19 protein-coding genes are annotated in these 20,833 nt (G+C 61.5%); 8 read left to right on the top strand and 11 right to left on the bottom strand.

The features are described from left to right. Positions 1 to 203: 203 nt before the first annotated feature. A complete protein-coding gene (locus ACSQ3I_RS07640; RefSeq protein WP_435997529.1) occupies positions 204 to 410 on the top strand; it encodes a hypothetical protein in 207 nt (68 codons plus the stop codon). A 457-nt stretch (positions 411 to 867) separates the two neighbouring features. Here ACSQ3I_RS07640 and ACSQ3I_RS07635 read toward each other — a convergent pair whose 3' ends face one another. From ACSQ3I_RS07635 to ACSQ3I_RS07590, 10 genes are all read right to left on the bottom strand, one after another. Then, positions 868 to 1,227, bottom strand: a complete 360-nt coding sequence (locus ACSQ3I_RS07635) for a cupin domain-containing protein (protein WP_435997527.1) — start codon at positions 1,225 to 1,227, stop codon at positions 868 to 870. A 26-nt stretch (positions 1,228 to 1,253) separates the two neighbouring features. Then, positions 1,254 to 2,639, bottom strand: a complete 1,386-nt coding sequence (locus tag ACSQ3I_RS07630; protein ID WP_435997526.1) for an NAD(P)/FAD-dependent oxidoreductase — start codon at positions 2,637 to 2,639, stop codon at positions 1,254 to 1,256. Positions 2,640 to 2,659: 20 nt separating this feature from the next. Further along, a complete protein-coding gene (locus tag ACSQ3I_RS07625; RefSeq protein WP_435997524.1) occupies positions 2,660 to 3,775 on the bottom strand; it encodes an ABC transporter ATP-binding protein in 1,116 nt (371 codons plus the stop codon). Between the two features lie 2 nt (positions 3,776 to 3,777). After that, entirely contained in the window at positions 3,778 to 4,563 is a 786-nt protein-coding gene (locus ACSQ3I_RS07620) for an ABC transporter permease (RefSeq protein ID WP_435997522.1), read from the bottom strand. Between the two features lie 5 nt (positions 4,564 to 4,568). Beyond that, positions 4,569 to 5,378 (bottom strand): ABC transporter permease, encoded by an 810-nt coding sequence (locus ACSQ3I_RS07615; protein WP_435997590.1) that lies wholly within the window; start codon positions 5,376 to 5,378, stop codon positions 4,569 to 4,571. A 142-nt stretch (positions 5,379 to 5,520) separates the two neighbouring features. Then, a complete protein-coding gene (locus ACSQ3I_RS07610) occupies positions 5,521 to 6,597 on the bottom strand; it encodes an extracellular solute-binding protein (RefSeq protein WP_435997520.1) in 1,077 nt (358 codons plus the stop codon). 39 nt (positions 6,598 to 6,636) lie between these two features. Then, positions 6,637 to 7,254, bottom strand: a complete 618-nt coding sequence (locus ACSQ3I_RS07605) for a helix-turn-helix domain-containing protein (RefSeq protein ID WP_435997518.1) — start codon at positions 7,252 to 7,254, stop codon at positions 6,637 to 6,639. Between the two features lie 374 nt (positions 7,255 to 7,628). Continuing rightward, entirely contained in the window at positions 7,629 to 8,879 is a 1,251-nt protein-coding gene (locus ACSQ3I_RS07600) for a GNAT family N-acetyltransferase (RefSeq protein ID WP_435997516.1), read from the bottom strand. A gap of 11 nt (positions 8,880 to 8,890) precedes the next feature. Next, on the bottom strand, positions 8,891 to 9,709 hold the full coding sequence (locus tag ACSQ3I_RS07595; RefSeq protein WP_435997515.1) for an LLM class flavin-dependent oxidoreductase: 819 nt from the start codon (positions 9,707 to 9,709) through the stop codon (positions 8,891 to 8,893). 44 nt (positions 9,710 to 9,753) lie between these two features. Next, a complete protein-coding gene (locus ACSQ3I_RS07590; RefSeq protein WP_435997513.1) occupies positions 9,754 to 10,035 on the bottom strand; it encodes an LLM class flavin-dependent oxidoreductase in 282 nt (93 codons plus the stop codon). Between the two features lie 394 nt (positions 10,036 to 10,429). Between ACSQ3I_RS07590 and ACSQ3I_RS07585 the strand changes: the two genes are divergently transcribed. The 7 genes from ACSQ3I_RS07585 (at position 10,430) to ACSQ3I_RS07555 (ending at position 19,353) form a co-directional block, all read left to right on the top strand. Beyond that, positions 10,430 to 12,190: an ABC transporter substrate-binding protein gene (locus ACSQ3I_RS07585; protein ID WP_435997512.1), complete on the top strand. Its 1,761-nt coding sequence runs from the start codon at positions 10,430 to 10,432 to the stop codon at positions 12,188 to 12,190. A gap of 12 nt (positions 12,191 to 12,202) precedes the next feature. Further along, entirely contained in the window at positions 12,203 to 13,813 is a 1,611-nt protein-coding gene (locus ACSQ3I_RS07580; RefSeq protein ID WP_435997510.1) for a dipeptide ABC transporter ATP-binding protein, read from the top strand. Continuing rightward, positions 13,806 to 14,750 carry an ABC transporter permease gene (locus ACSQ3I_RS07575; RefSeq protein ID WP_435997508.1) on the top strand — a complete coding sequence of 315 codons (945 nt, stop codon included), beginning with the start codon at positions 13,806 to 13,808 and terminating at the stop codon, positions 14,748 to 14,750. The genes ACSQ3I_RS07580 and ACSQ3I_RS07575 overlap by 8 nt, the downstream gene beginning before the upstream one ends. 4 nt (positions 14,751 to 14,754) lie before the next feature. Beyond that, positions 14,755 to 15,747: an ABC transporter permease gene (locus ACSQ3I_RS07570; protein ID WP_435997506.1), complete on the top strand. Its 993-nt coding sequence runs from the start codon at positions 14,755 to 14,757 to the stop codon at positions 15,745 to 15,747. Positions 15,748 to 15,855: 108 nt separating this feature from the next. Next, positions 15,856 to 17,106 (top strand): acyl-CoA dehydrogenase family protein, encoded by a 1,251-nt coding sequence (locus ACSQ3I_RS07565; RefSeq protein ID WP_435997504.1) that lies wholly within the window; start codon positions 15,856 to 15,858, stop codon positions 17,104 to 17,106. A gap of 12 nt (positions 17,107 to 17,118) precedes the next feature. Continuing rightward, positions 17,119 to 18,042, top strand: coding sequence for a hypothetical protein (locus tag ACSQ3I_RS07560; protein WP_435997503.1), 924 nt, complete (start codon positions 17,119 to 17,121; stop codon positions 18,040 to 18,042). A 21-nt stretch (positions 18,043 to 18,063) separates the two neighbouring features. Beyond that, positions 18,064 to 19,353, top strand: coding sequence for an NtaA/DmoA family FMN-dependent monooxygenase (locus ACSQ3I_RS07555; RefSeq protein WP_435997501.1), 1,290 nt, complete (start codon positions 18,064 to 18,066; stop codon positions 19,351 to 19,353). A 273-nt stretch (positions 19,354 to 19,626) separates the two neighbouring features. On the opposite strand, the gene ACSQ3I_RS07550 is transcribed toward ACSQ3I_RS07555, so the two are convergent. Then, complete coding sequence (locus ACSQ3I_RS07550) at positions 19,627 to 20,817, bottom strand: cystathionine beta-lyase (RefSeq protein ID WP_435997499.1); 1,191 nt, start codon at positions 20,815 to 20,817, stop codon at positions 19,627 to 19,629. Positions 20,818 to 20,833: the final 16 nt, after the last annotated feature.

Here is a 20,833-nt window from a genome sequence, read left to right as displayed (position 1 = left end):
CTGAGACTTGTAACCGCTTCCAGTCGGCTTCCTTCTCCTTGAGAATAGCCTGGAAGCGGCTCAGGTAGTAGGCTTTCCCCTTTACATCACTGAACTCGCCGGCCTTCACACGGGTGCTATAGTCCCGTTGATAATGCTCGCGCAGTCGCGCGCTGTAGTCCTGAAACGCCGCCATCGATCCTCGCCCGATTTATAAGCCGCTAATGGCCGGCGGTGGGCATCCTCAGCAGATCAATGTGGAAGTTGGCGGCAAGATCGTCGATATCGCCTCAATCTCCCCAATCGTTGCCAGCGCCGCTACCTTCAGCATTCACCGCATTTTCTTCGATGACGCTGACGAAGGCTTGGATAATCGACTATCGTCGGAAATCTGCTTGGGCATTCGGCGCGAGCTGGTAGATTTGAGCTAGGCCAACTCCACGTGAGTGACCTGTGGATCGCCACTACAAGCTAAGTCTGCTGGGCTAGCTCTTAGTGGCGATCGATAGTTGGGCAGAACAACAACAGGTTTTCTTTTTTGCCGCGCTCGAGGCCGTTGAATGGTGAAGGGCTTTGAAGATTATCTATGGTTGCGGAAACTATCAATTACACGAGTGAGGTGGCCATTGATGACAATACAAGTCTCTGTGGACTCAGGCCCCCGCAACCAAATCTATACAAAAAACCCCCGCTACACCTCATGTAGCGGGGGTTTTGTGTTTCTGGGCATGTGATAAAGAACTTCACGTCTGGCGTGATCGCATCCTTTCGAGGTTCACTTTCGAAAAAATGCCGCGGCACACGAAAGTTCCGTGTTCGCACCGAACGGTGTTCAGCGGGAAACCCAGGCGACGCCCTCATTTGTCCATGCGTGAATTGCTGAAATGCTTAAACGCCGGCAGCAACCATCGTGTAAATTTTACGGGTCAGCTCATGGATCGTCCATTCGCCGTGCCAGCCGAGCGGCAACACGAACATTTCGCCAGCACCGATTTGTCTGGCCGTTCCATCAGCGTTGTGCAGCGTCACGCGGCCGGCGAGGATGTGGCAGATCTCGGCGTTCTCGCTGCGGTCGGCTGTGAAGCGGCCGGGCGTGCATTCCCAGACGCCGCTTTCAATCTTGCCGTCGAGGCTCGTCCAGAGGCTGACAGCCGCCTCCTTCTGATTGCCTTCCAGCGACGTTGGTTTCGACGTGAAGGCGCCGAGATCGAGGTCGAGGAGATCGCCGAAATTTTCAACGCTGATCATAATACGTCCTGTCTGAAATCGATTGGCTAATGGCCGGTGATGCTGTCGGCGAGTGCCGCCAGTTTCGACGTGTGCGGTTGACCGGCGAATTCACGCTCGTCGGCCATGCGGTAGAGCTGATACATGGAGTGTACGCCGAGCCAGCGGAACGGCTCCGGCTCCCATTTGCGCACGGTGCGGTTGACCCAGGGCAGACCGGTCAGCTCCGTCTCGCGGTTCAGCACAAGATCGCTCAGCGTGCGACCGGCAAGGTTGGAGCTGGAGACGCCAAGGCCGACATAGCCGCCAGCCCAGCCGATACCCGTCGAGCGATCGAAACCGACCGTCGTGCACCAGTCGCGCGGCACGCCGAGCACGCCACACCAGGCGTGGTCGATCTTCAGCGATTTCGTCTGCGGCAGCAGGCGTGTCAGGATGCCGTGAAGCGCATCGATGGTTGCCTGCTGCGTCTGGCCGTTCACGTCGGTCTTCGAGCCGAAGCGATAGGGAACACCGCGTCCGCCCATGGTGATGCGCCCTTCGCGGGTTCGCTGGGCGTAACAATAGGCATGCGCCGCATCGCCGAGCAGCTCGTGGCCTTGCCAGCCGATCTCTCTCCATAGTGCGTCCGGCACGGGTTCGGTGACGATCTGGGCGCTGTTGAGCGCCAGCCAGGTCCGCTCATAGCCGGGCAGCCCCGCGGAAAAGCCTTCCGTGGCGCGGATGATATGTGGCGCACGCACCGTGCCGCGATCGGTTTCGACACGCCCTTTCTCGAAGGAGGAGACGCTTGTGCCCTCATAGATCGACACGCCGAGACCTTCGACGACGCGTGCTAGACCACGCACCAGCTTGGCTGGTTGAATGCGGGCCATGCCACGATAGGCGATGGCGCCGCGGACGTCGGCGATAGTGATGCGCTTTGCCGTCTCTTCTCCAGAGAGCAGCTGCAGGCGTTCCGGCGGCATCTGCCAATCGAGATTGAATTGGTATTCCTTGCGTACGCGCTCAAGCTGGGCTGCATTGGTGGCAGCGATGATCTTCTCGACGCGAATGAGATCGGCGTCGATTCCCTCCACCTCCGTGACGCGCTCGACCTCGTCGACGGTCCCGGCCATGGCGTTTTGCATGTCGATAACTGCGCCACGGCTGGAGGTTTTTGCATATTTTTCCCGCGACCAGCTGAACCCGCCGGAAAGCCAGCCGCCATTGCGGCCCGATGCGCCGAAGCCTGCGAATTCCCGCTCGAGCACGACGATATCGAGGCCTGGATTGGCCTTCTTGAGGTAGTAGGCGCTCCACAGGCCGGTATAGCCGGCGCCGATGATGCAGACATCGGCCTCGCGGTCGCCCGGCAGGGGAGGGCGCTTTTGCGGAATGCCGCCGATATCGGCATACCAGAAGGAAATGTTGCCGTTGGTCTTGACGTCCATGGGATGTGCTTTCGGTGGGTTCAGGTCAGCGTCACGTCGGCGCTGGCATCGTCGGGAAGAAGGGTGAGGTCGGCGGGCGTGAAGGTGACGTCCACAAGGTCGCCGATCCTGAAGTCGGCGCCACCAAGGGGGCTACGCACGACGGCCGTGGTGCCGTCGGTCAGCCGTACCTCGTATTTGGAGCCGGAGCCGAGATAGATCGCCTCCTCGACCGTTCCGGACAGCCGATTTTCGCCGCTGATTGCGTCCGCGCCGGGGCGTTTTAGTGCGGTACGCTCGGGCCGGAGCAGGATCACCGGTCGCGTATCGCCGGGCAGACGGCCGTGCGCCACAACCTTGTCCTTGCCGATGGTCATCACTGTATTGCCATCCACGGTCTCCGTCGGGCCGCGCAAAACAGTGGATTCGCCGATGAACCGGCCGACGAACAGCGTTGCCGGATGGTCGTAGAGTTCGCGGCCCGTGCCGATCTGCTCGATGCGTCCGCCGTTAAACACGGCGATACGGTCGGAGAGCACGAGCGCCTCTTCCTGGTCATGGGTCACATAGACGAAGGTGGTGCCGAGTTCGCGGTGGATGCGCTTGATTTCGAGCTGGAGCCATTCGCGCAGCTTCTTGTCGAGTGCACCGAGCGGCTCGTCCATCAAAAGCAGGGGCGGATCGAAAACCAGGGCGCGGGCGAGCGCAACACGCTGCTGCTGGCCGCCGGAAAGCTCGTTCGGGTAGCGGTGAGCGAAATCGGTCATCTTCACCATGTCGAGTGCGCGCTCGACGCGCCGTTCGCGGTCCTTGCCCTTGATGCCGCGCAAGGTCAGCGGATAGGCGACGTTTTTGCCCACCGTCATGTGCGGAAACAGCGCGTAGTGCTGGAAGACAACGCCGATATTGCGCTTGTGCGAGGGCAGGCCGGTGACGCTCTTGCCGCCGATTTCGAGCGCGCCGGAGCTGATATCGGTGAAGCCGGCGATCAGGTTCAGCGTCGTCGTCTTGCCGGAGCCCGAAGGGCCGAGCAGCGTCATGAACTCGCCGGGGCGGATGTGCAGGTCGATATCGTTGAGGGCCGTGAAGATGCCGTAGCGTTTGGAGGCCTTGCGGATTTCGATCGCGGCGCCGGTGGAGCGTTGGGGTGCATTCATGGTCATGTCCTTCCGCGGCGCATGCCGAAGAGCAGGCCGGCAACGATAATGAGCGAGGTCGCGATGAAGAGCAGCGTGCCGACCGCGGCAACCGTCGGGTCCGCGTCGCGGGTGATGGATGTGTAGATCTGCACCGGCAGGGTCTTCAGGTAGGGGCTGGTGATGAACAGCGCGACGATGATCTCGTCGAACGAGGTGATGAAGGCGAAGAGCGCGCCGGAAAGGATGCCCGGCAGGATCAGCGGCAGTGTTATTGTCCGGAAGACGGTCAGCCGTCCTGCGCCGAGGCTCGATGCCGCGGTCTCCAGCCGGCGGTCGAAAACTTCGAGGCTCGCCTGAACCGCGATCAACACGAAGGGAATGGCGAGCATGGTATGCGCCAGCACGAAGCCCACGACCGTACCGACCAGATGCGCATCGAGATAGACTGCATAGATGCCGATCGCCAGCACCACGCCGGGCACGACCATCGGCGTGATCAGAAGCGCACGCAGCAACCCGCCGGTGCGTGCCGCGGCGCGGGTGACGCCGAAGGCGGCGAGCGTGCCGACGATGGTTGCCACCACAGCAACGATGAGCGCGATGATCAGCGAATTGGTGAAGCTCGTCGTCCAGTCGGGATTGCTGAAGAAATTTTGATACCACTGCCAGGAGAAGCCGACCGGCGGGAACGCCAGCGACTTGTTGCTGTTGAACGACATCGGGATGACCACCAGTGTCGGTGCGAGCAGCAGCACGGCGACAAGCAGGCAGAACAGGCCGAGGAAAATGCGCGGGAAGGAAGGCATCGCTCTCAGGCCCCCCTGCGGTTGCTGGTGTGTTTCTGCCGCATCAGCGGTGCGGCGATGGCGAGCAGTAGGAACGTCGCGACCAGGAGCACCACGCCCATGGCGCCGCCGCGGCCCCAGTTGAGCAGGCTCAGCACCTGGTTCTGCACCAGCGAGGACAAGAGGATGCTGCGTGGTCCGCCGAGCAAAGCCGGGGTGATGTAAAAGCCGAGCGACAGGATGAAGACGATGATCGCGCCGGCATAGACGCCCGGCAACGACAGCGGCACGTAGATCTGCGCGAAGGCGCGCCAGGGTTTTGCACCGAGGCTGCGGGCGGCCTGCAACAGGCGCGTATCGATGCCCCGCATCACCGAATAGATCGGCAGGATCATGAAGGGCAGCAGCACCTGCGTCATGCCGATGACGACGCCGGGCAGGGTGCGGATCAGCTTGACCGGCGAAAGGCCGATACCGCGCAGCATGGAATTGATGACGCCGGAATCCTGCAGCAGGATGACCCAGGCGAGCGTGCGCACCACACCGCTCAGCCAGAAGGGCACGAGCACGCAGAGGATGAGCGCAAGCCTGACGTTCCGCCCGACGATGGTCATGGCATAGGCATAGGGGTAGGCGCAGATCAGCGAAGCGAGCGTCACCCAGGCGGCGACGACGAAGGTCCGTTGCAGCACGTTGCGGTTCACCGCGGACTGGAAGAACCAGATGTAATTGTCGATGCCGGGCGCCGGATCGGCGAAACTGCGCACCACGACGATCGCCAGCGGATAGGCGAGCGCCACGAGCAGCACCAGCACGGCGGGCGCTGCCAGCCACACCGCGCCGCGAAGCTGGAAACGCGACAGGAAGGTGGGTCGTTCGGAACCGGTGTGCGAGCCTTGGTTGGGTATCGCTGTCAAGGAAACCTCCCATATGGGAAGCAAGCCCGACACTACGCCGGACTTGCAGGGGATCACGCTCTTAGTTGCCGGAAAGAAGGGCCGACCACTTTTCCGCGGCGAGATCGAAATTCTTCACCCAGAACGGGATGTTCTGCTGATAGCCCTGGGCGATGCGCTCGGGCGTCGAGGTGAGGAAGGCAGCCGTGGCGTCATCGACCTTCGGCTTGGCGTCGAGGTTGATCGGCGTGTAGGAGGTCTTTTCGGTGAGGATCGCCTGGGCGTTCGCGCCGAGATAGGCATTGAGCAGCGCATAGGCGGCATCCGTGTCCTTGACGCCGACAGGAATGGTCATCTGGTCCATCACGACCAGCCAATCCTGCCAGACCGGCGTATAGGCGGCGCCGTTCTTCACGGCGATCATGGCGCGGCCGGTCCACATCATCACCATGTCGGCTTCGCCAGATTCGGCGAGCTGCTGGGATTCAGCGCCCGTCTTCCAATAGATCGTGTCGGGGCCGAGATCGCGCAGCTTCTGGATGCCTTTCTCGATATCCTCCGGCGTCATCGCCTTCGGGTCGCCGCCAGCTGCCTTGAACGCTTGTTCGATCAGGCCGCCGGTCGGATCGCCGCTGCCGTCGATGGCGCGGATGCCCGGGAACTTCTCCGTGTCGAAGAAATCGACCCAGTTCTTCGGCGGATTGTCCTTATAGGTCTCGTTCTTGTACATCAGTACGACGCCGTAGTTCATGGCCGGAACCGAGCACTCGCCGACCTGGCCGGGCGGAATCTTCGAGACGTCGAGCTTGGAGAGGTCGAGCTTCTGGAACAGCGTGCCGCAATGAACGTAGGGCGGCAGGTCGGCGGTGTCGACCACGTCCCAGGTGACGTTGCCGGCATCGACCTGTGCCTTGAGCTTGGCGATTTCCGTCGGGCCGTCGTTCAGCAGCGTCACGCCGGATTTCGTCACGAAATCCTGAAGGGCGGCGACCTGGCCGTCCTGGTAGATGCCGCCATAGGAAACGAAGGTCAGCGTCTTGCCCTTGAGCGAGCCTTCCTTCACTTCGCCGGCGACCGGCTTTTCCTGTGCGAACGCCGGCAACGCCAGGGCGCACGTCATCGTTAGGGCGAAAGCCCTCGCAAAATTCTTCATCGTCATTACTCCCAGTAGCGCTCGCGTGCGTTGTTCCTGCCGCGGTTACGAGCCCGGCCGTGGCAGGTATTTATCGAGTTCATCCGCGACGCTGGTGGGCGGCGCGATCATCCACATGACTTCAGCCGTTTCCGTGCCGATATTGACGGTCTTGTGCGGGACTGACGTCGGATATTCGATGCTGTCGCCAGCCGACAGCACATGCAGTTCGTCGCCGAGGGTGAGTTCCACCTCGCCTCGCAGGACGAAGAAGAGTTCATGCGAATCCCCATGGCTGTAAGGCTTGTCGCCCGTCGAGCCCCCGCGGTCGAATTCGCCGATATAGACTTCCATGTTGCGGATCGGGCGCTGCGACAGCAGCATCTTTCGGTAGCCCTCGGCCGGCGGCAAGGCCGGGCGCTCGTGTTTGCGCAGGACGCGGCCTACGGGCGGCGCGGCCTCTTCGAACAGATCCGTCAGGCTGATGCCGAGCGCGCCGGCAATGCGTATCAGCGTGCTGATGTTGACGCCGCTCAGCCCCCGCTCCAGCTGGCTGAGGAAGCTTGCGGTCGTTCCCGTGGCATCGCCCAGCGTGCGAAGCGACATCCGACGGGCAGTGCGGAAAGTCTTCACTTTCTCGCCCACAGCAGCCTGATTCTTCGTCGCAATCGCGATGTCGTCCATGGCCTTCCCTCTCACTTAACACTGTATTAAGTGGATTGAAGCTTGGCAACAGCGAATTTCACCACTCTCTGTTTGTCGGCCCCAATTTAGGGTTTCAGCAGAATTTTGATCCACGTCTTGAGGTGCATCACGATTTTATCCCAAGCGTCGGCGCGGGTTGCAGATCGATGCTCCAGTTCTCCGCTTGCGTCCGCAATTCGGTGAGCTGCGCATAGCGGCCTTCCATCTCCAGCAGCTCGTCGTTCGATCTTGCGCAGGACGCTGTCACGCGGCCAAGTCGTGACCTTCTCTACAAAATCGCCCAAATGCACGGTCGCGATGGAGACCTGTATCGGAAGTATTTTTCACGGCAGCGCCCGCACGATGCCGCGTCGTCAAAACGATATGCCCGAATATGGACGGTGGCTGGTGGCGAATATCTGGTCCAATTCTTCCGCGACATCCGCATTGGTCGTTTGAATGCGACCTGACGCTGCAAGAAGCGACGCCTGGTACGCGCCGAAGATCAGCGTGGCCATTTCCTGGATTGCGATCCGGGCTTGCGGTTGTCCGCTGCTGCGTCTTGCTCCATCGGCTCCGAGCGACCAGATGCCGCCATTGTCGGGAAACAGGTCGTCTTCGACGGCAACGGTTACTTGCCGTGTCCCGCCAAAGCGACGGGCGGTGAGCAGAGCTTCGAGGTCGAGGGGTCGTATCCAGCTTTCATCGCGGTGACCGTTTATCTCCAGCGTTCTCGGGTTTTGGAGAAGCAGAGGCAGCGGATCGTCGACGGGGCGGGACGGGAAAATGGCGTGGTGCAGGATATCCTGCGCAAAAAGATGACCGATCAGGCCGCGCCAGGCTTCGTCGTCATGCGCCACGAGTTCATCGATGATCACCGTGCGGCGCGATGACGTGAACCAGTTCTCCGACGGCTCTATGTGGAAGCGCAGGTAACCGCGCTCATTGCCCTCCGGGCCGAAGACGACGGCGTGGTGGGGCGTGGGGCCATGGCTCGTACGGTATTGCTGAATCGCCCACCAGCCGTCCCAGCGGGAAAGCGTTGTGGCACGGGGAGCGGGCTCCGCATCGGCAATCTGCCGGAACAGCGGAAAGCTCTCCCGGGCATCGACAATGCGGACCCCTTCGCGTGGCACGTCGACGGCCAGTTTGGCGCGGGTCAGGTCAAGCTCATGCCGGACCGACCATGAAGCGATGCCATAGCCGTATCGGCCGTAAATGCCGGTGTCGGATGCTCTCAGGCCGGCGACGACATAGCCGTCTGCGCGGGCGCGGCGAAGCTGTTCGACGAGCAGTTCGCGGGCGATGCCGCGGCGGGTCGCTTCGGGGGAGACGCCGACATGGGTCACGGCGAGATGCCGCACGCGGTCGCCGCCGGGCAGGGCGATGGTCGAATCGTAGCCGTTCACGACGCCGCGCAGGATATCCTCCTCGAAGCCGCCCAGCGGTTTGCCTTCGGCCAGAAACCGGGCTTCGATGTCGGGGCTGTTGCGCCCGAAATCGGGGAGCCCCAGCAAGGCCTGCCGAAACACGGCAAAAGCCTCTCGCCGCTCCGAGGTGCGGTCCAGCGATCGTATGTCCAGGCGGGAGCTGTTTGCGGGCAAAAGTTTAGAGAGCGATGGCATTGGGCTCCTCCTTAGGATGATTGGGATAACGGAGCGAGACGGCCACGTGCCCTGAGAAGGGCCGCGGCGCCCTCGCCGAAATGCCATGCCTCTTCGAGATGAGGCTGGCCGGAGAGAATGAAGTGGTCGAAACCGGCTTCATGGTAGGTTTCGATCAGACCGGCCACCTGGGCATGGCTTCCGACGAGAGCCGTACCGGCGCCGCCACGAACGAGACCATAACCGGACCAGAGGCCGGGATGGATTTCCAGTTCGCGTGCCGATGCCGGCAGGCCGTCGCGATGCGCATGCAGCGCCGACATCTGGCTTTGGGCAACGGATTCGGACTTGGCGAGCAGGTCGCGGGCTTTCTGTACGCGATCCGGCGAGAGCCAGCCGAGCAACTTGTCTGCCACGGCCCAGGCTTCGTCCTCTGTGTCTCGCGAAATGACATGCAGGCGCACGCCGAAGCTCAAGGAGCGGCCTTTGGCAGCGGCGCGTGCTCTAAGCTGAGCGATGTTTTCGGCTTCGAGGGCCGGCGGGCGACCCCAAACGAGGTAGACGTCGGCCTGTGCGGTCGCCACCTCCTGCGCTGCCGGGCTTGCGCCACCGAAAAAGATCTGTGGCAGGCCATACGGCGCCGGATCGATGCTGGCGTCCCGAATGTCATAATGTTTGCCCTTGAAGGAAAAGGGCCGATCGGAGGGTGCCGAGGTTACGCCACGCACCACCGAGAGGAATTCCTCTGTCCTTTCATAGCGGGCGTCATGATCCAGATGATCGCCGAAACGCGCCTGCTCGAAACGGTCGCCACCCGTGACGACGTTGAGAAGCAGCCGCCCTCCGGTCATCCGCTGAAAGGTCGCGGCCTGATGGGCGACCAGAGTCGGCGATATCAGCCGGGACGGAAGGCAACGAGAAATTTCAGCCGTTTCGTTTCATGGGCAAGAGCGGCGGTGGTGATCCAGGCGTCTTCGCACCATGTGCCGGTCGGTGTCAGAACGGCATGAAAGGGCTGTTGTTCGGCGGCGCGCGCCACGTCGCCCAGATAGGCGAGGGTGGGAGCGCGGAAGCCGCCGGAAAATTCCACGACGTGGCTATCGTTCCCCGAGCCCGTCAGGCCCCGGCTGTCGCCGTTCGTCGGCAGGTACCAGTGAAGGTGGATATTACCGCTCATGCCAGGCCCCCGCCGGGCAAAAGGCAGACTGTATCAAAAGTGCGCTCCAGGCCATCAAGGCGATCCATAATCTACAAAAATGATAGACTTATGCTACGGCATTTATGGCTTGGCGTGGTCGTTCAGTTCCAAAAGTAGTTTACTTGAGGAAAATTGTTCTCATTTTCGCCGCTAGGGCATTTGCGACGGTGCCGCTGGGGCAGGGCGTGACGCTGGCAAAATATCGCGCGTCACGTCCCTCAATGTTCTCGAAACGATACTGATTTTCCGAGGGAGGGGCGGTTTCGACCGGATATTTTCTCCGGCTGTCGCCGAAATTGGAACGTCGCTGCGTTCTTTTAGTCTACAAAAACTATAGAAATAAAGTAGATTATTCGAACCGAGGCAAACACTCATGCATGTTACCGTCCTTTTACGATCCGCCAAGCGGGCCGCTGTTCCTCTTCTCGCTGCCTACACCGCTCTCTGCGCTCCGGCCCTTGCCGATGAGCCGAAGTTCGGTGGCACTTTGCGCATCGCCTCGCTCGAATCCGATCTCGATGCCTTCGATCCCCTGACCGGCTACAGCATCGAATCCTGGGAAATCCTGCGCGCCACGACACGGCAGCTCGTCACCTATCCCGGTTCGCCCATCGGCCTCAAGGAAGATACGACCCTGGTTCCGGATCTGGCCAAGTCCTGGGATGTCAGCCCGGACGGCAAGACCTACACCTTCCACCTGAAGGACGACATCTTCTTCTCGGGCTCCACCGAGCGCCCTATCGTTGCCGGCGATTTTGTCTATGGCATCAAGCGCTTCTGCGACCCGAACAAGCAGGTCGCGGCGATCAACTATTTCAATCTCGTTCTCTCGGGCTTTGTCGACTATTGCAAGGAATTCTCCAAGGTGCCGACCGGCGACCTGGCTGCGAGCAAAGCCTTCATCGATAGCCATGAGATTTCCGGCGTATCCGCCCCGGATGACAAGACCCTGGTGATCCGTTCGGACACCAAGAACTATGACTTCCTCAACATTCTCTCGATGAATTTCGTGTCGCCGGTCGCATCCGAAATCGCGTCGAAATATTTTCCGGATTCGCTGGACTCACGCAAGAATCTGCCGTCGAGCGGACCGTATTATGTCGCGTCCTATGAGCAGGGGCAGAAGCTGGTCCTGAAGAAGGCCAAGAACTTCAAGGCGGAATCGGACGAGGCCCGCAAGGCCTATGTCGATGAGATTCATGTCGACTTCACCGCCAACAGCGAAGATGCGGTCGTCCAGAAAATCCAGGCCGGCGAAGCGGATCTTTCGCTTTATCTCGACACTCCGCCGCGTGGCACCATCCGGCAATATGTGTCGGAAAACAGCCCCTATCTGCACGCGACGAACAGTGGATCGGCCAACTTCATCACATTGAACGCGCAGAAGGGTGCTACCAGCGAAGGCATCGAGGCGCTGCGCAAGCCCGAAGTGCGGCAGGCTCTGACCTATGCGGTCAATCGCGCCCACCTTGTCCAGTCGCAGGGCGGTGCGATTGCGGCGGTGCCGTTGTCGCAGATCATTACCTCGACGATTTCCGGCTATGAGCAGTTTGATCCCTATCCGACCGATGGCAACAAGGGCGATCCGGAAAAGGCTAAAGAGCTTCTGGCAAAGGCGGGCTATCCGAATGGCATCACGCTCGACGCGCTCTATCGCACCAACGCACAGGGTGAAACGATCGCCGTAACGCTCAAGGAAGACCTGGCGGCCGCCGGTATTACGCTGAACCTGATCCCGGTGCCTTCCAGTGAATGGCGCTCGTACATTCAGGATCCGAAGTCCCGTTGGGATGTGTTCCTGAATGCAAGCTTTTCGCCCGACTGGCAGGGGCCAAGCACGCGAATGCTGCTCGGCGGCTGGCTGAATTCGGATGCTTCGCCCTGCGGTCCCGGAAATGTCTACGCGATCTGCTACAGCAATCCCGAGCTGAACAAGCTCGCGGCCGAAGCCTATCCTTCGGATAATCCAACCCCGCTCTGGACCAAGGCGGACCAGATCGTCTCGACGGATCTGCCCTGGATCCCGCTTTTCGAGAAGCGCAAGATTGCCATCACCTCCGATCGCATCAGCCATTGGGTCTGGTCTTCGCTGGCGGTACAGGCCGATATCACCAATATCGCGCTGAAGAACTGAGGTTCTAGCGGAATGTCGGTCTTCTCCGTAGATCATCTGCAGGTTCGCTTTGGTGGTGTCCAGGCGGTGAGGGGCGTTTCTTTCGGCGTCGACGCCGGCAAGACGCTGGCCATCGTCGGCGAGTCGGGATCGGGAAAGAGCGCTAGCCTTCTGGGCGCGACCGGGCTTCTGCCCGGTTCCGCCACGGTGGAGGGCAGCGTTCTGCACCGCGGCCAGGAAATCCTCGGCCTGCCCGACAGGGACCTGCGAGAAATTCGCGGTACGAAGATCGGTTTCGTCTTTCAGGACCCGCTCAGCAACCTCCACCCCCTGAAGACGATTGGCGACCAGATCGGCGAGGCGATTTCGGTCCACCAGACAATCGGCAGAAAAGAGAAGCGCGAGCGCGTGCTGGCGCTTCTCGACAATGTCGGCATTGCCGACTCCCAGGGGCGGCTCTCGGATTATCCGCGCCACCTTTCCGGCGGCATGCGTCAGCGGGTGATGATTGCCATCGCCATCGCCCTCGATCCCGGATTGATCATTGCGGACGAGCCGACAACCGCACTCGACGTCACCGTTCAGGCGGCGATCCTCGATCTTCTCAAGCGCCTGCAGGAGGAGCACGGAACCGCGCTCATTTTCGTGAGCCATGATCTCGCCGTGGTTTCCGACATAGCAGACGACGTCGTCGTCATGCGCGACGGTGTTGTCGTCGAAAAGGCGGCTGCCGCCGACATCTATCTCCGGCCACGGCAGGACTACACACGGGAACTGCTCGGTGCTGCCCGTCTCGGTGGCCCGAAAGCCTATGCGGCCGCAAAAAGCCGGGAAACGGTGTCTCCATTGCTCGCGGTGCAGGCCGTCGCCCGGTCCTTCGGATCACGCCGCGTGCTCGATGATGTCTCCTTCACCGTCGGGGAAGGGGAGATCCTCGGTCTCGTCGGCGAGTCCGGCTCCGGAAAGTCGACCATTGGAAGACTTATCGCCGGTCTCGACCGCCCCGACGCCGGCAGCGTCAGCCTCATGGGAACAGAATATAGCCGTCCGGGGTCTCGCGGCAGCCTTTTGCAGGGCGATCTGCGCAAATCCATCCAGGTGGTGTTCCAGGACCCCTATGCCAGCCTCAATCCAAGGCGGCGGATCGAGGCGATCCTTGCCGATCCTTTCGTCATTCACGGCACGACCAGCAAGGCGGAACTGCGCGAGAACGTCAAGCAGCTTGTCGCTGACGTGGAACTGCCGCAAGACATTCTGGATCGTTTGCCGTCGCAACTGTCCGGAGGCCAGAGGCAGCGTGTCGCCATCGCGCGGGCGATTGCGCTCAGGCCATCGTTGATCGTTGCCGATGAGCCGGTATCCGCTCTTGATATCACCACCCAGGCCAAGGTTATCCGGCTGCTCGCCCGCCTTCGCGACAAGCTTGGTGTGTCCTTCCTGTTCATTTCCCATGATCTCGGTGTTGTCGGCGAGCTGTGCGACAGGGTGATCGTGCTGGAACAGGGCCGGATCGTCGAGGCCGGCCGTACGCAGCAGGTCTTCGAGCGCCCGCTGCATGCCTATACCCGCCGACTGCTGGCGTCGATCCCGGGCAGCAAGCGTCCGCCCATGGAGGCGGAACGCAAGGATGTCGTCTATGGCTGATGCGATCCGTTCTGAGGCGCCGGCGTTTTCCGGCCAGCCGTCATTGACCTTTCTCCTTTTGAAGCGCCTCTGGCGGGAGCGGGCGGTGCGCACCGGGGCTGTCATCGTCGCCATCGTGCTTCTGGCGGCCTTGTCGGCGCCCCTGGCAAGCCATCTCCTGGGGCACGGCCCCATGGAGCAGTTCGAGGAAACGGCACTCGATGACATGGGCTTGCCGATCGGTCCGACGCTTGAATTTCCCCTCGGCGCCGATGGCAACGGCCGCGATGTTTTTGTCCGCACCCTCTATGGGGCGCAGGTTTCGCTGCTGGTCGGCATACCGTCGACAACGATTGCGATGATTATCGGCACGGCGATCGGTCTCATCAGCGGCTTTTTTGCGGGCCGGACCGACCGGGTCATCTCACAGGCCATCGATGTTGCCCTGTCCTTTCCCTTCGTCGTGACGGCACTCAGCCTCCTGGCGCTCAACCGTGGCGGAACCGGCCAGCCGATCGTGCCGCCCGTTGTCGTGGTCATCACCATCATCTCCCTGTTTTCCTGGGCCTATTTCGCTCGTCTCACACGTGGTCTTGTGCTCGAATTGCGCAGCAGCCCGATGGTGGAGGCCTCGCGCACCATCGGTGCATCGTGGGTGCGGATCATCTGGTTCGATATCCTGCCAAACATCCTGCCGACGGTCTTTGTCTACTGGGCCGTGCAACTGCCCGCCAACATCGTTGCGGAGGCGACTCTTTCCTTCCTTGGTGTCGGCATCCAGGCACCGATGCCGAGTTGGGGCAACATGATTGCCGAAGCGCAGCGGACATCCCTTTATCAGGATCAGCCGTGGTTTCTGGCTGGCCCCGGGCTTGCCCTGTTCCTGACGGTTGTCGGCTTCAATACGCTGAGCGCGGGTTTGAGAAACGTGCTCGACCCCAATCGCAGGCGGGCCTGAAATCATGGCAAAACAGTTTTCCACCGTCATCCTGCGCTCGATCTCGACGCTGGTCATCGTTCTCATCCTGTCGTTCTTCATCACCCGGATTGCCTATCGCAACCCGGCAGCGATGCTGGCGCCGCGCAACGCGACACAACAATCGATCGATGCCGTCGCCCGTGCCCTTCGCCTCGACGAGCCCTGGTATTTGCAGCTCTGGTATTACCTTTTCCGTGGGCCTGACATTCAGGGCGCGCCGATGGGACTGATGCACTGGCCGCCGGCACTCGGCTTTTCCTTCCGCAAGCAGGCCCCAGTCACGGACCTCATTCTGGCAAAGGCACCGGTGACGCTGTCGCTGGCGCTTGGTGCCCTGGTGATCTGGATGACGATCGCCATCATTTCCGGCGTGGTCGCCGCGCGCTGGCAGGGCCGTTTCATCGACCATGCGCTCGCCTTTCTCGCTTATATCGGTCTTTCGATTCCGACGTTCCTGAGCGGTATCCTCATCTCTTTTTTCCTGTTCTTCCAGCTGTCGAACAACGGCATCTTCTGGTTCCCGAGCAGCGGCTATGTTCCGTTGAGCGAAGATCCGCTGCAATGGGCGCGGCATCTGGCGCTTCCGTGGGCGACACTCGCGATTGCGGAAATCGGCATCTTCCAGCGCGTGGTCAGGGCCAGCATGCTCGATGTGCTGGGGCATGATTACATTCGCACGGCGCGGGCCAAGGGCGTTCCCGAGCGACGGATCTATTTTTCCCATGCGCTGAAATCGGCGCTCAACCCCATACTGACGCTCGGTGGCCTCGAACTTGCGGCCATCATGGGCGGGGCAATCGTGACGGAGACGATCTTCGGGCTGGATGGGGTCGGTCGAATGGCGATCTCTGCGGCGCTGGAGGGTGATTTCCCCGTGGTCATCGGCACGACCATCTTTGCCGCCTCCGCCTTCATCATCACGACACTTGCCGTCGATCTGGTCGCGCAATGGCGCGATCCGGCCAATCGGAGCTGAGCACTTTTACCCAAGCCGATCCTCCCGTTCAGGACAGTCATTCAGGCCCCCCGCGCCAAAAAATATCTGTCCCACTTCGTTGACGTACCAGCATACAGGAGAACAAAAATGACCACCGTGGACACCCCGACTTCGCTGACCTATCTGCGTCCCGCGACAGCGAAGGAAGAGGCCCTCGTGGAGCGCTTCCAGCCTGTTTTCGATCGTATTGCCGAGGGCAATGTCGAACGCGAACGCACTCGCACATTCCCTTTCGAGCAGGTGCAGTGGCTGAAGGATGCCGATTTCTCGTTGGTGCGCGTACCGGAAGAGTTCGGTGGATGGGGTGCGTCGTTGGAGCAGACATTCTACCTGTTGGCTCTGCTGGCGGAGGCCGACGCCAACGTCGCCCACGTCTGGCGCAATCACCTTGCCTTCATCGAAGACCGGCTGAACGCACAACGTTCGCCGGCCAATGATCGCTGGTTCCAGCGTTTCCGGGACCGCGAATTTGTCGGCGGCGGCTGGACGGAGGCCAACAACGGCACCTATGCCAACATCAAGACAACGGTGAACCGGGAGGGCGATCTCTACAAGGTAACCGGCGCGAAATTTTATGCCACCGGTAGCCTCTATGCGGATTGGCTCGATGTGATCGGCAAAGGCGAAGACGGTTCTCTCATCACCACCCTGGTCAGCCGTCACCAGCCGGGCGTCGTGCTGACGGATGACTGGCCGGGGTTTGGCCAGAGCACCACGGCAAGCGGTAGTGCCACCTATCAGGATGCGATCGCGCACGAGGGCGACGTCTTTCCGGCGAGCGAACGTGTCGTGTATCAGGGGCACTTCTACCAGACGGCATTGCTTGCCGTGCTTACCGGCATCACGCGCGCGATCCTGCGCGATGGCATCAAGGCGCTCAAGGCCCGCGGTCGCAATTACCCACAGGGCCTCAACCCGGTGCCGGCCCTTGATCCGCAGCTTCTGCAGGTGATCGGCGAGGTGTCTGTGCGGGTTTTCTCGACGGAGGCCGCCTTGCGTCGTGCAGCCGGTTCACTCGATCTCATCGCCGCGGCTCACGCGGCAGGCGATACCGAACTGCGCGACAAGCGCGCCGTTGACGGAGAAGTGGCTGTGGCACAGGCGCAGCTTGCGATCATCGACGGCGTTCTGCATGCGGCCACGCATGTTTTCGGCGCGCTTGGCGCATCCGCGACCTCCGAGGAAATGGCACTCGACCGCCATTGGCGCAATGCCCGCACGCTCGCATCCCACAACCCGGTCGCCTACAAAGCCCGTATCCTCGGCGACTATCTGGTCAACGACAACTCGCCGGTCTCGAGCATTGCCCGGCTTGGCCGCGGCGGCCAGGGCAACTGAGGAGGGCGCAGGATGACGAAACCCTATCTTGCGCTCGGTCTTGCCGGACCGCATCTGGTCGAGCTCACCACAAATCCCGCGCTGCTGTCGCGCTGGGATGCCTTGCCGGTCGCGTTCAGTGTCGTGGGAGTTGACCGTGTCGACGGCAGCCCGCCGGCCCAAACGACGCTTGCAGGCAGCGCTGTCGGCGCGACCCTGGCCAGTGCCACGAAACAGGGGCGCTTCATCGTTGCGGCGGCGCCGCAGCGTGACCATCCCTATAACATCGCTCGTCGCGTCGCCTCGCTCGCCCATCTGTCTGGTGGGCGCAGCGGGCTGCTGATCGGCGTTCGGGATGCCTATGCGCCCGCAGGTCCGAAGGAGGCGCCGGCCTGGGGTGGCGCCGGGCTTGGCGGCGGTGCGTCGCTCACGGCCCAGACGGCTTACGATGCTGCTCGCGCCGTGCGCGCTCTCGAACAAAGCTGGCCCTACGATACGATCATCGGCAACCGCGAGACCGGCATTCTGGTCGAGTCGAACCGCATCGTGCATGTCGATATCGCCAACAGTTTTTCTATCGCCGGTCCGTTGAACGCGCCGGAGCCGAAAACCGGTGCGTCGGTGATTGCCTGGTATGCCGCAACGGAGGCGGATGCGCCGCCAGCCGGCGATGACAGCCCGATCGATCTCGTTCTCGGTGCTGCCGGTGCCATACCTGTCATCCCGCTCGGCGCTGAGCCGCCGGCAGGCGTGTTTGCAGGCGTCGTGCTGCGTGCCGGCCTCGATCAGTCCGTGAGCGACCTGCTCGATGCTGCCGAGCGCTGGCTTGCAGCTGGCTTCGCGCCCACGCCGGTGAATGAAACTCTGCGAACAGCGCTCGACCTGCCGCAACCGGCGCCGCTGCCAGCCAGCGCTCGCGCCGCTTTCCCCGTGCCACAACCGCATGTCTCTTTGTAGACGATAACGGAGACATCACCCGTGTCAAACAAACGAACTGGCCACGTCCTTCTTGGAATCAACGCCCTTGTGCTGGGCTATCTGCCGGCAGCATGGAAGACGCCGCTGCTGCAGAAAGATGCCTTCGTCGACGCCAATTATTGGGAAAATCTTGGCAGGACGGCGGAACGTGGCACCCTTGATGCCATCTTCCTCGCCGATGGTCCGCTGCTGGGCGATCCGGCCTATGACGCCAACCCGATCCGCCTCGAACCGACCGTGAACTGGGGCCATGTGGCCGCGGCAACCTCACGGGTTGGACTGGTGGTCACAGCCTCCTCCACCTTCAACGATCCGTTCGAACTTGCCGAGCGTCTCCTCTCGTTCGACCATCAGGCAGGTGGTCGCGCAGCATGGAATGTCGTCACCACCCGCGGCGTTTCCGCGGCCCGCAATTTCGGTATGCCCGATATTCCCCTTCGCGATGACCGTTACGAACGAGCGAACGAGTTTGTCGATGTCGTGCGCGCTTTGTGGGCGTCGGCCGCGACGGGCGACAATGTCCACTTCCATGGAAATTTCTTCGATATCGACGGGCGCTTGCGTGTGCCGCCATCGAAACAGGGCCATCCCGTCATCTTTCAGGCGGGCGGTTCGCCACAGGGGCGTGAACTGGCAGGGCGTGCGGCCGAAGGTGTTTTTGCAGCCGAACTGACGAAAAACCAGGCCATCGAGCACTATCGGCTGGTCAAGGGTTTCGCACGGAACAATGGCCGCTCGCCGGACGAAATCAAGATCCTTCCGGGTCTGCTGTTGAGCCTTGGGAGTACGGAAGAAGAGGCGCGCCGTCGCAGCGACGAGCTTCACGACGCAGGCCCGCCGTCCTATTCGATCGGCTGGCTGTCCCAGGCGATCGGTTTCGATGCCTCGAAACTGGAACTCGACGCACCGTTTCCGGAGGAGGTCCTCGGTCCCATCAAGGACGTTCAGAGCTTCCTCGGCAGCATCGGTTTCCGCGAGTCGATCATTGCGCAGATCCGCAAGACCAATCCCACGGTGCGCGAGTACCTCAAGCAGACGCGTTACACCGGCTCCGGCCACGCCGGTTTTGTCGGCACGCCTGAGCAACTCGCCGACCATATTGAGGATTGGTTCCATGCAGGAGCCATCGACGGTTTCAATTTGCAACCTGATCGCCTGATTGACGGGCTTGAAGTCATCGTCGACGAGCTCGTTCCGATCCTGCGCAAGCGCGGTCTCTATCGCCATGAATACGAAACGGAGACGTTGCGCGAGCACTTTCAGGCGGCCTCGCCCACGCCTTCTTTCTGAGTATAGCGGGACAAAGGGACGTGGATTTGCGTCTGCTGCGAAGGTATAAAGGCTCTTTACACTGTCTCGACTATAGATCAGTGCGGTGTTGAGGATTGATAGTGATCGGGACGCTGTTTTGTCCGCGACTGCGAGGGACGCCCGATCAGATGCGTCGGGCGTTACACTGCGCGAGCGCTACGGAACAGCAGCGATATCACGTCGCGCATTGCCAATCCTCGCCAAACCATCGCAGCTGACAGCAGCAGGCGCACGACAACAAACCAAGCCGGTTCAAGCCTGTCGCGCCCTTTCGAACCCGGTTTCGAGATCGGCCTTGAGATCGGCGACATCCTCGAAACCGATCTGCAGGCGGATCACCGGTCCTTCTTTCAGCGCCGATAGGATACGCCGGTCGCTGAGATCGACTTCCAGAGCAAGGCTCGTGAACCCGCCCCAGGAATAACCGAGGCCGAACAGGGAGAGGCCATCGAGAAAGGCCTGCGCCTTGCGCTTGAAATCCTGGCCGTCGGCAACGGCGAGCACGAAAGAGAAGACGCCGCTCGCTCCTTTGAAGTCGCGCTTCCAGATGTCGTGGCCGGGAAAGCTCGGCAGGGCCGGATAGAGCACCCGGGCGACGTCGCTACGCCCCTCCAGCCAGGTGGCGATCTCCAGCGCGCTTGCCTGATGGCGGTCGAGGCGAACGCCCATGGTGCGCAAGCCGCGCAGGACCTGATAGGCATCCTCCGGCGCCCCGCAAATGCCCAGCGCGCCATTGGCCTGCTTCAGGCGCTTCCAGTGTTTTGCATTGGCCGAGATGGTGCCCATCAGGATATCGGCATGGCCGGCGGGATATTTGGTCGAGGCCTGGATCGAAACGTCGACGCCGAAATCGAGCGGCTTGAAGTAGAGCGGCGTTGCCCAGGTATTGTCCATGGTTACGATTGCGCCGTGGCGGTGGGCGACTTCGGCGATGGCTTTGATATCCTGGACCTCGAAACTGTTGGAACCCGGCGATTCCGTGTGAACCAGCCTGGTGTTCGCCTTGAAATGCGCTTCGATTCCCGCCCCGATCGAAGGGTCGTAATAGTCGACCTCCACACCGAAGCGGGCGAGCATGCTGTCGCAAAAATGGCGGACGTTGCCATAGACGGAATCGACCACCAGCGCATGGTCGCCGGGGGAAAGATAGGCAAGAAAGGCAATGGTGACCGCTGCCAGACCCGATGGCACGAGGATTGTCCCGGCCGACCCTTCCAACTCGTTTATCGCGTTGCAGAGCGCATCGCTGGTCGGGGTGCCGCGTGTCGCATAGGTATATGGCTGGCCGTGCTTCTCCATTGTCGCTGCGTCCGGAAACAGCACCGTCGAGGCGTGGACGACGGGCGGATTGACAAAGCCGTGATAGGCAAAGGGGTCGTGTCCGGCCCGGACCAGTTGCGTATTGGGGCCGAGAGTCTTGGAGGTGTCGTCGTGTTCGCTCATGGAAACCTACATGTCA

Origin of the sequence: Rhizobium sp. LjRoot30 (genome assembly GCF_964253915.1) — a bacterium.
In the GTDB taxonomy this organism is placed as follows: domain Bacteria; phylum Pseudomonadota; class Alphaproteobacteria; order Rhizobiales; family Rhizobiaceae; genus Metarhizobium.
The sequence above is the reverse complement of the archived record's forward strand: the minus strand, read 5'-3'. Positions and strand labels throughout refer to the sequence as shown.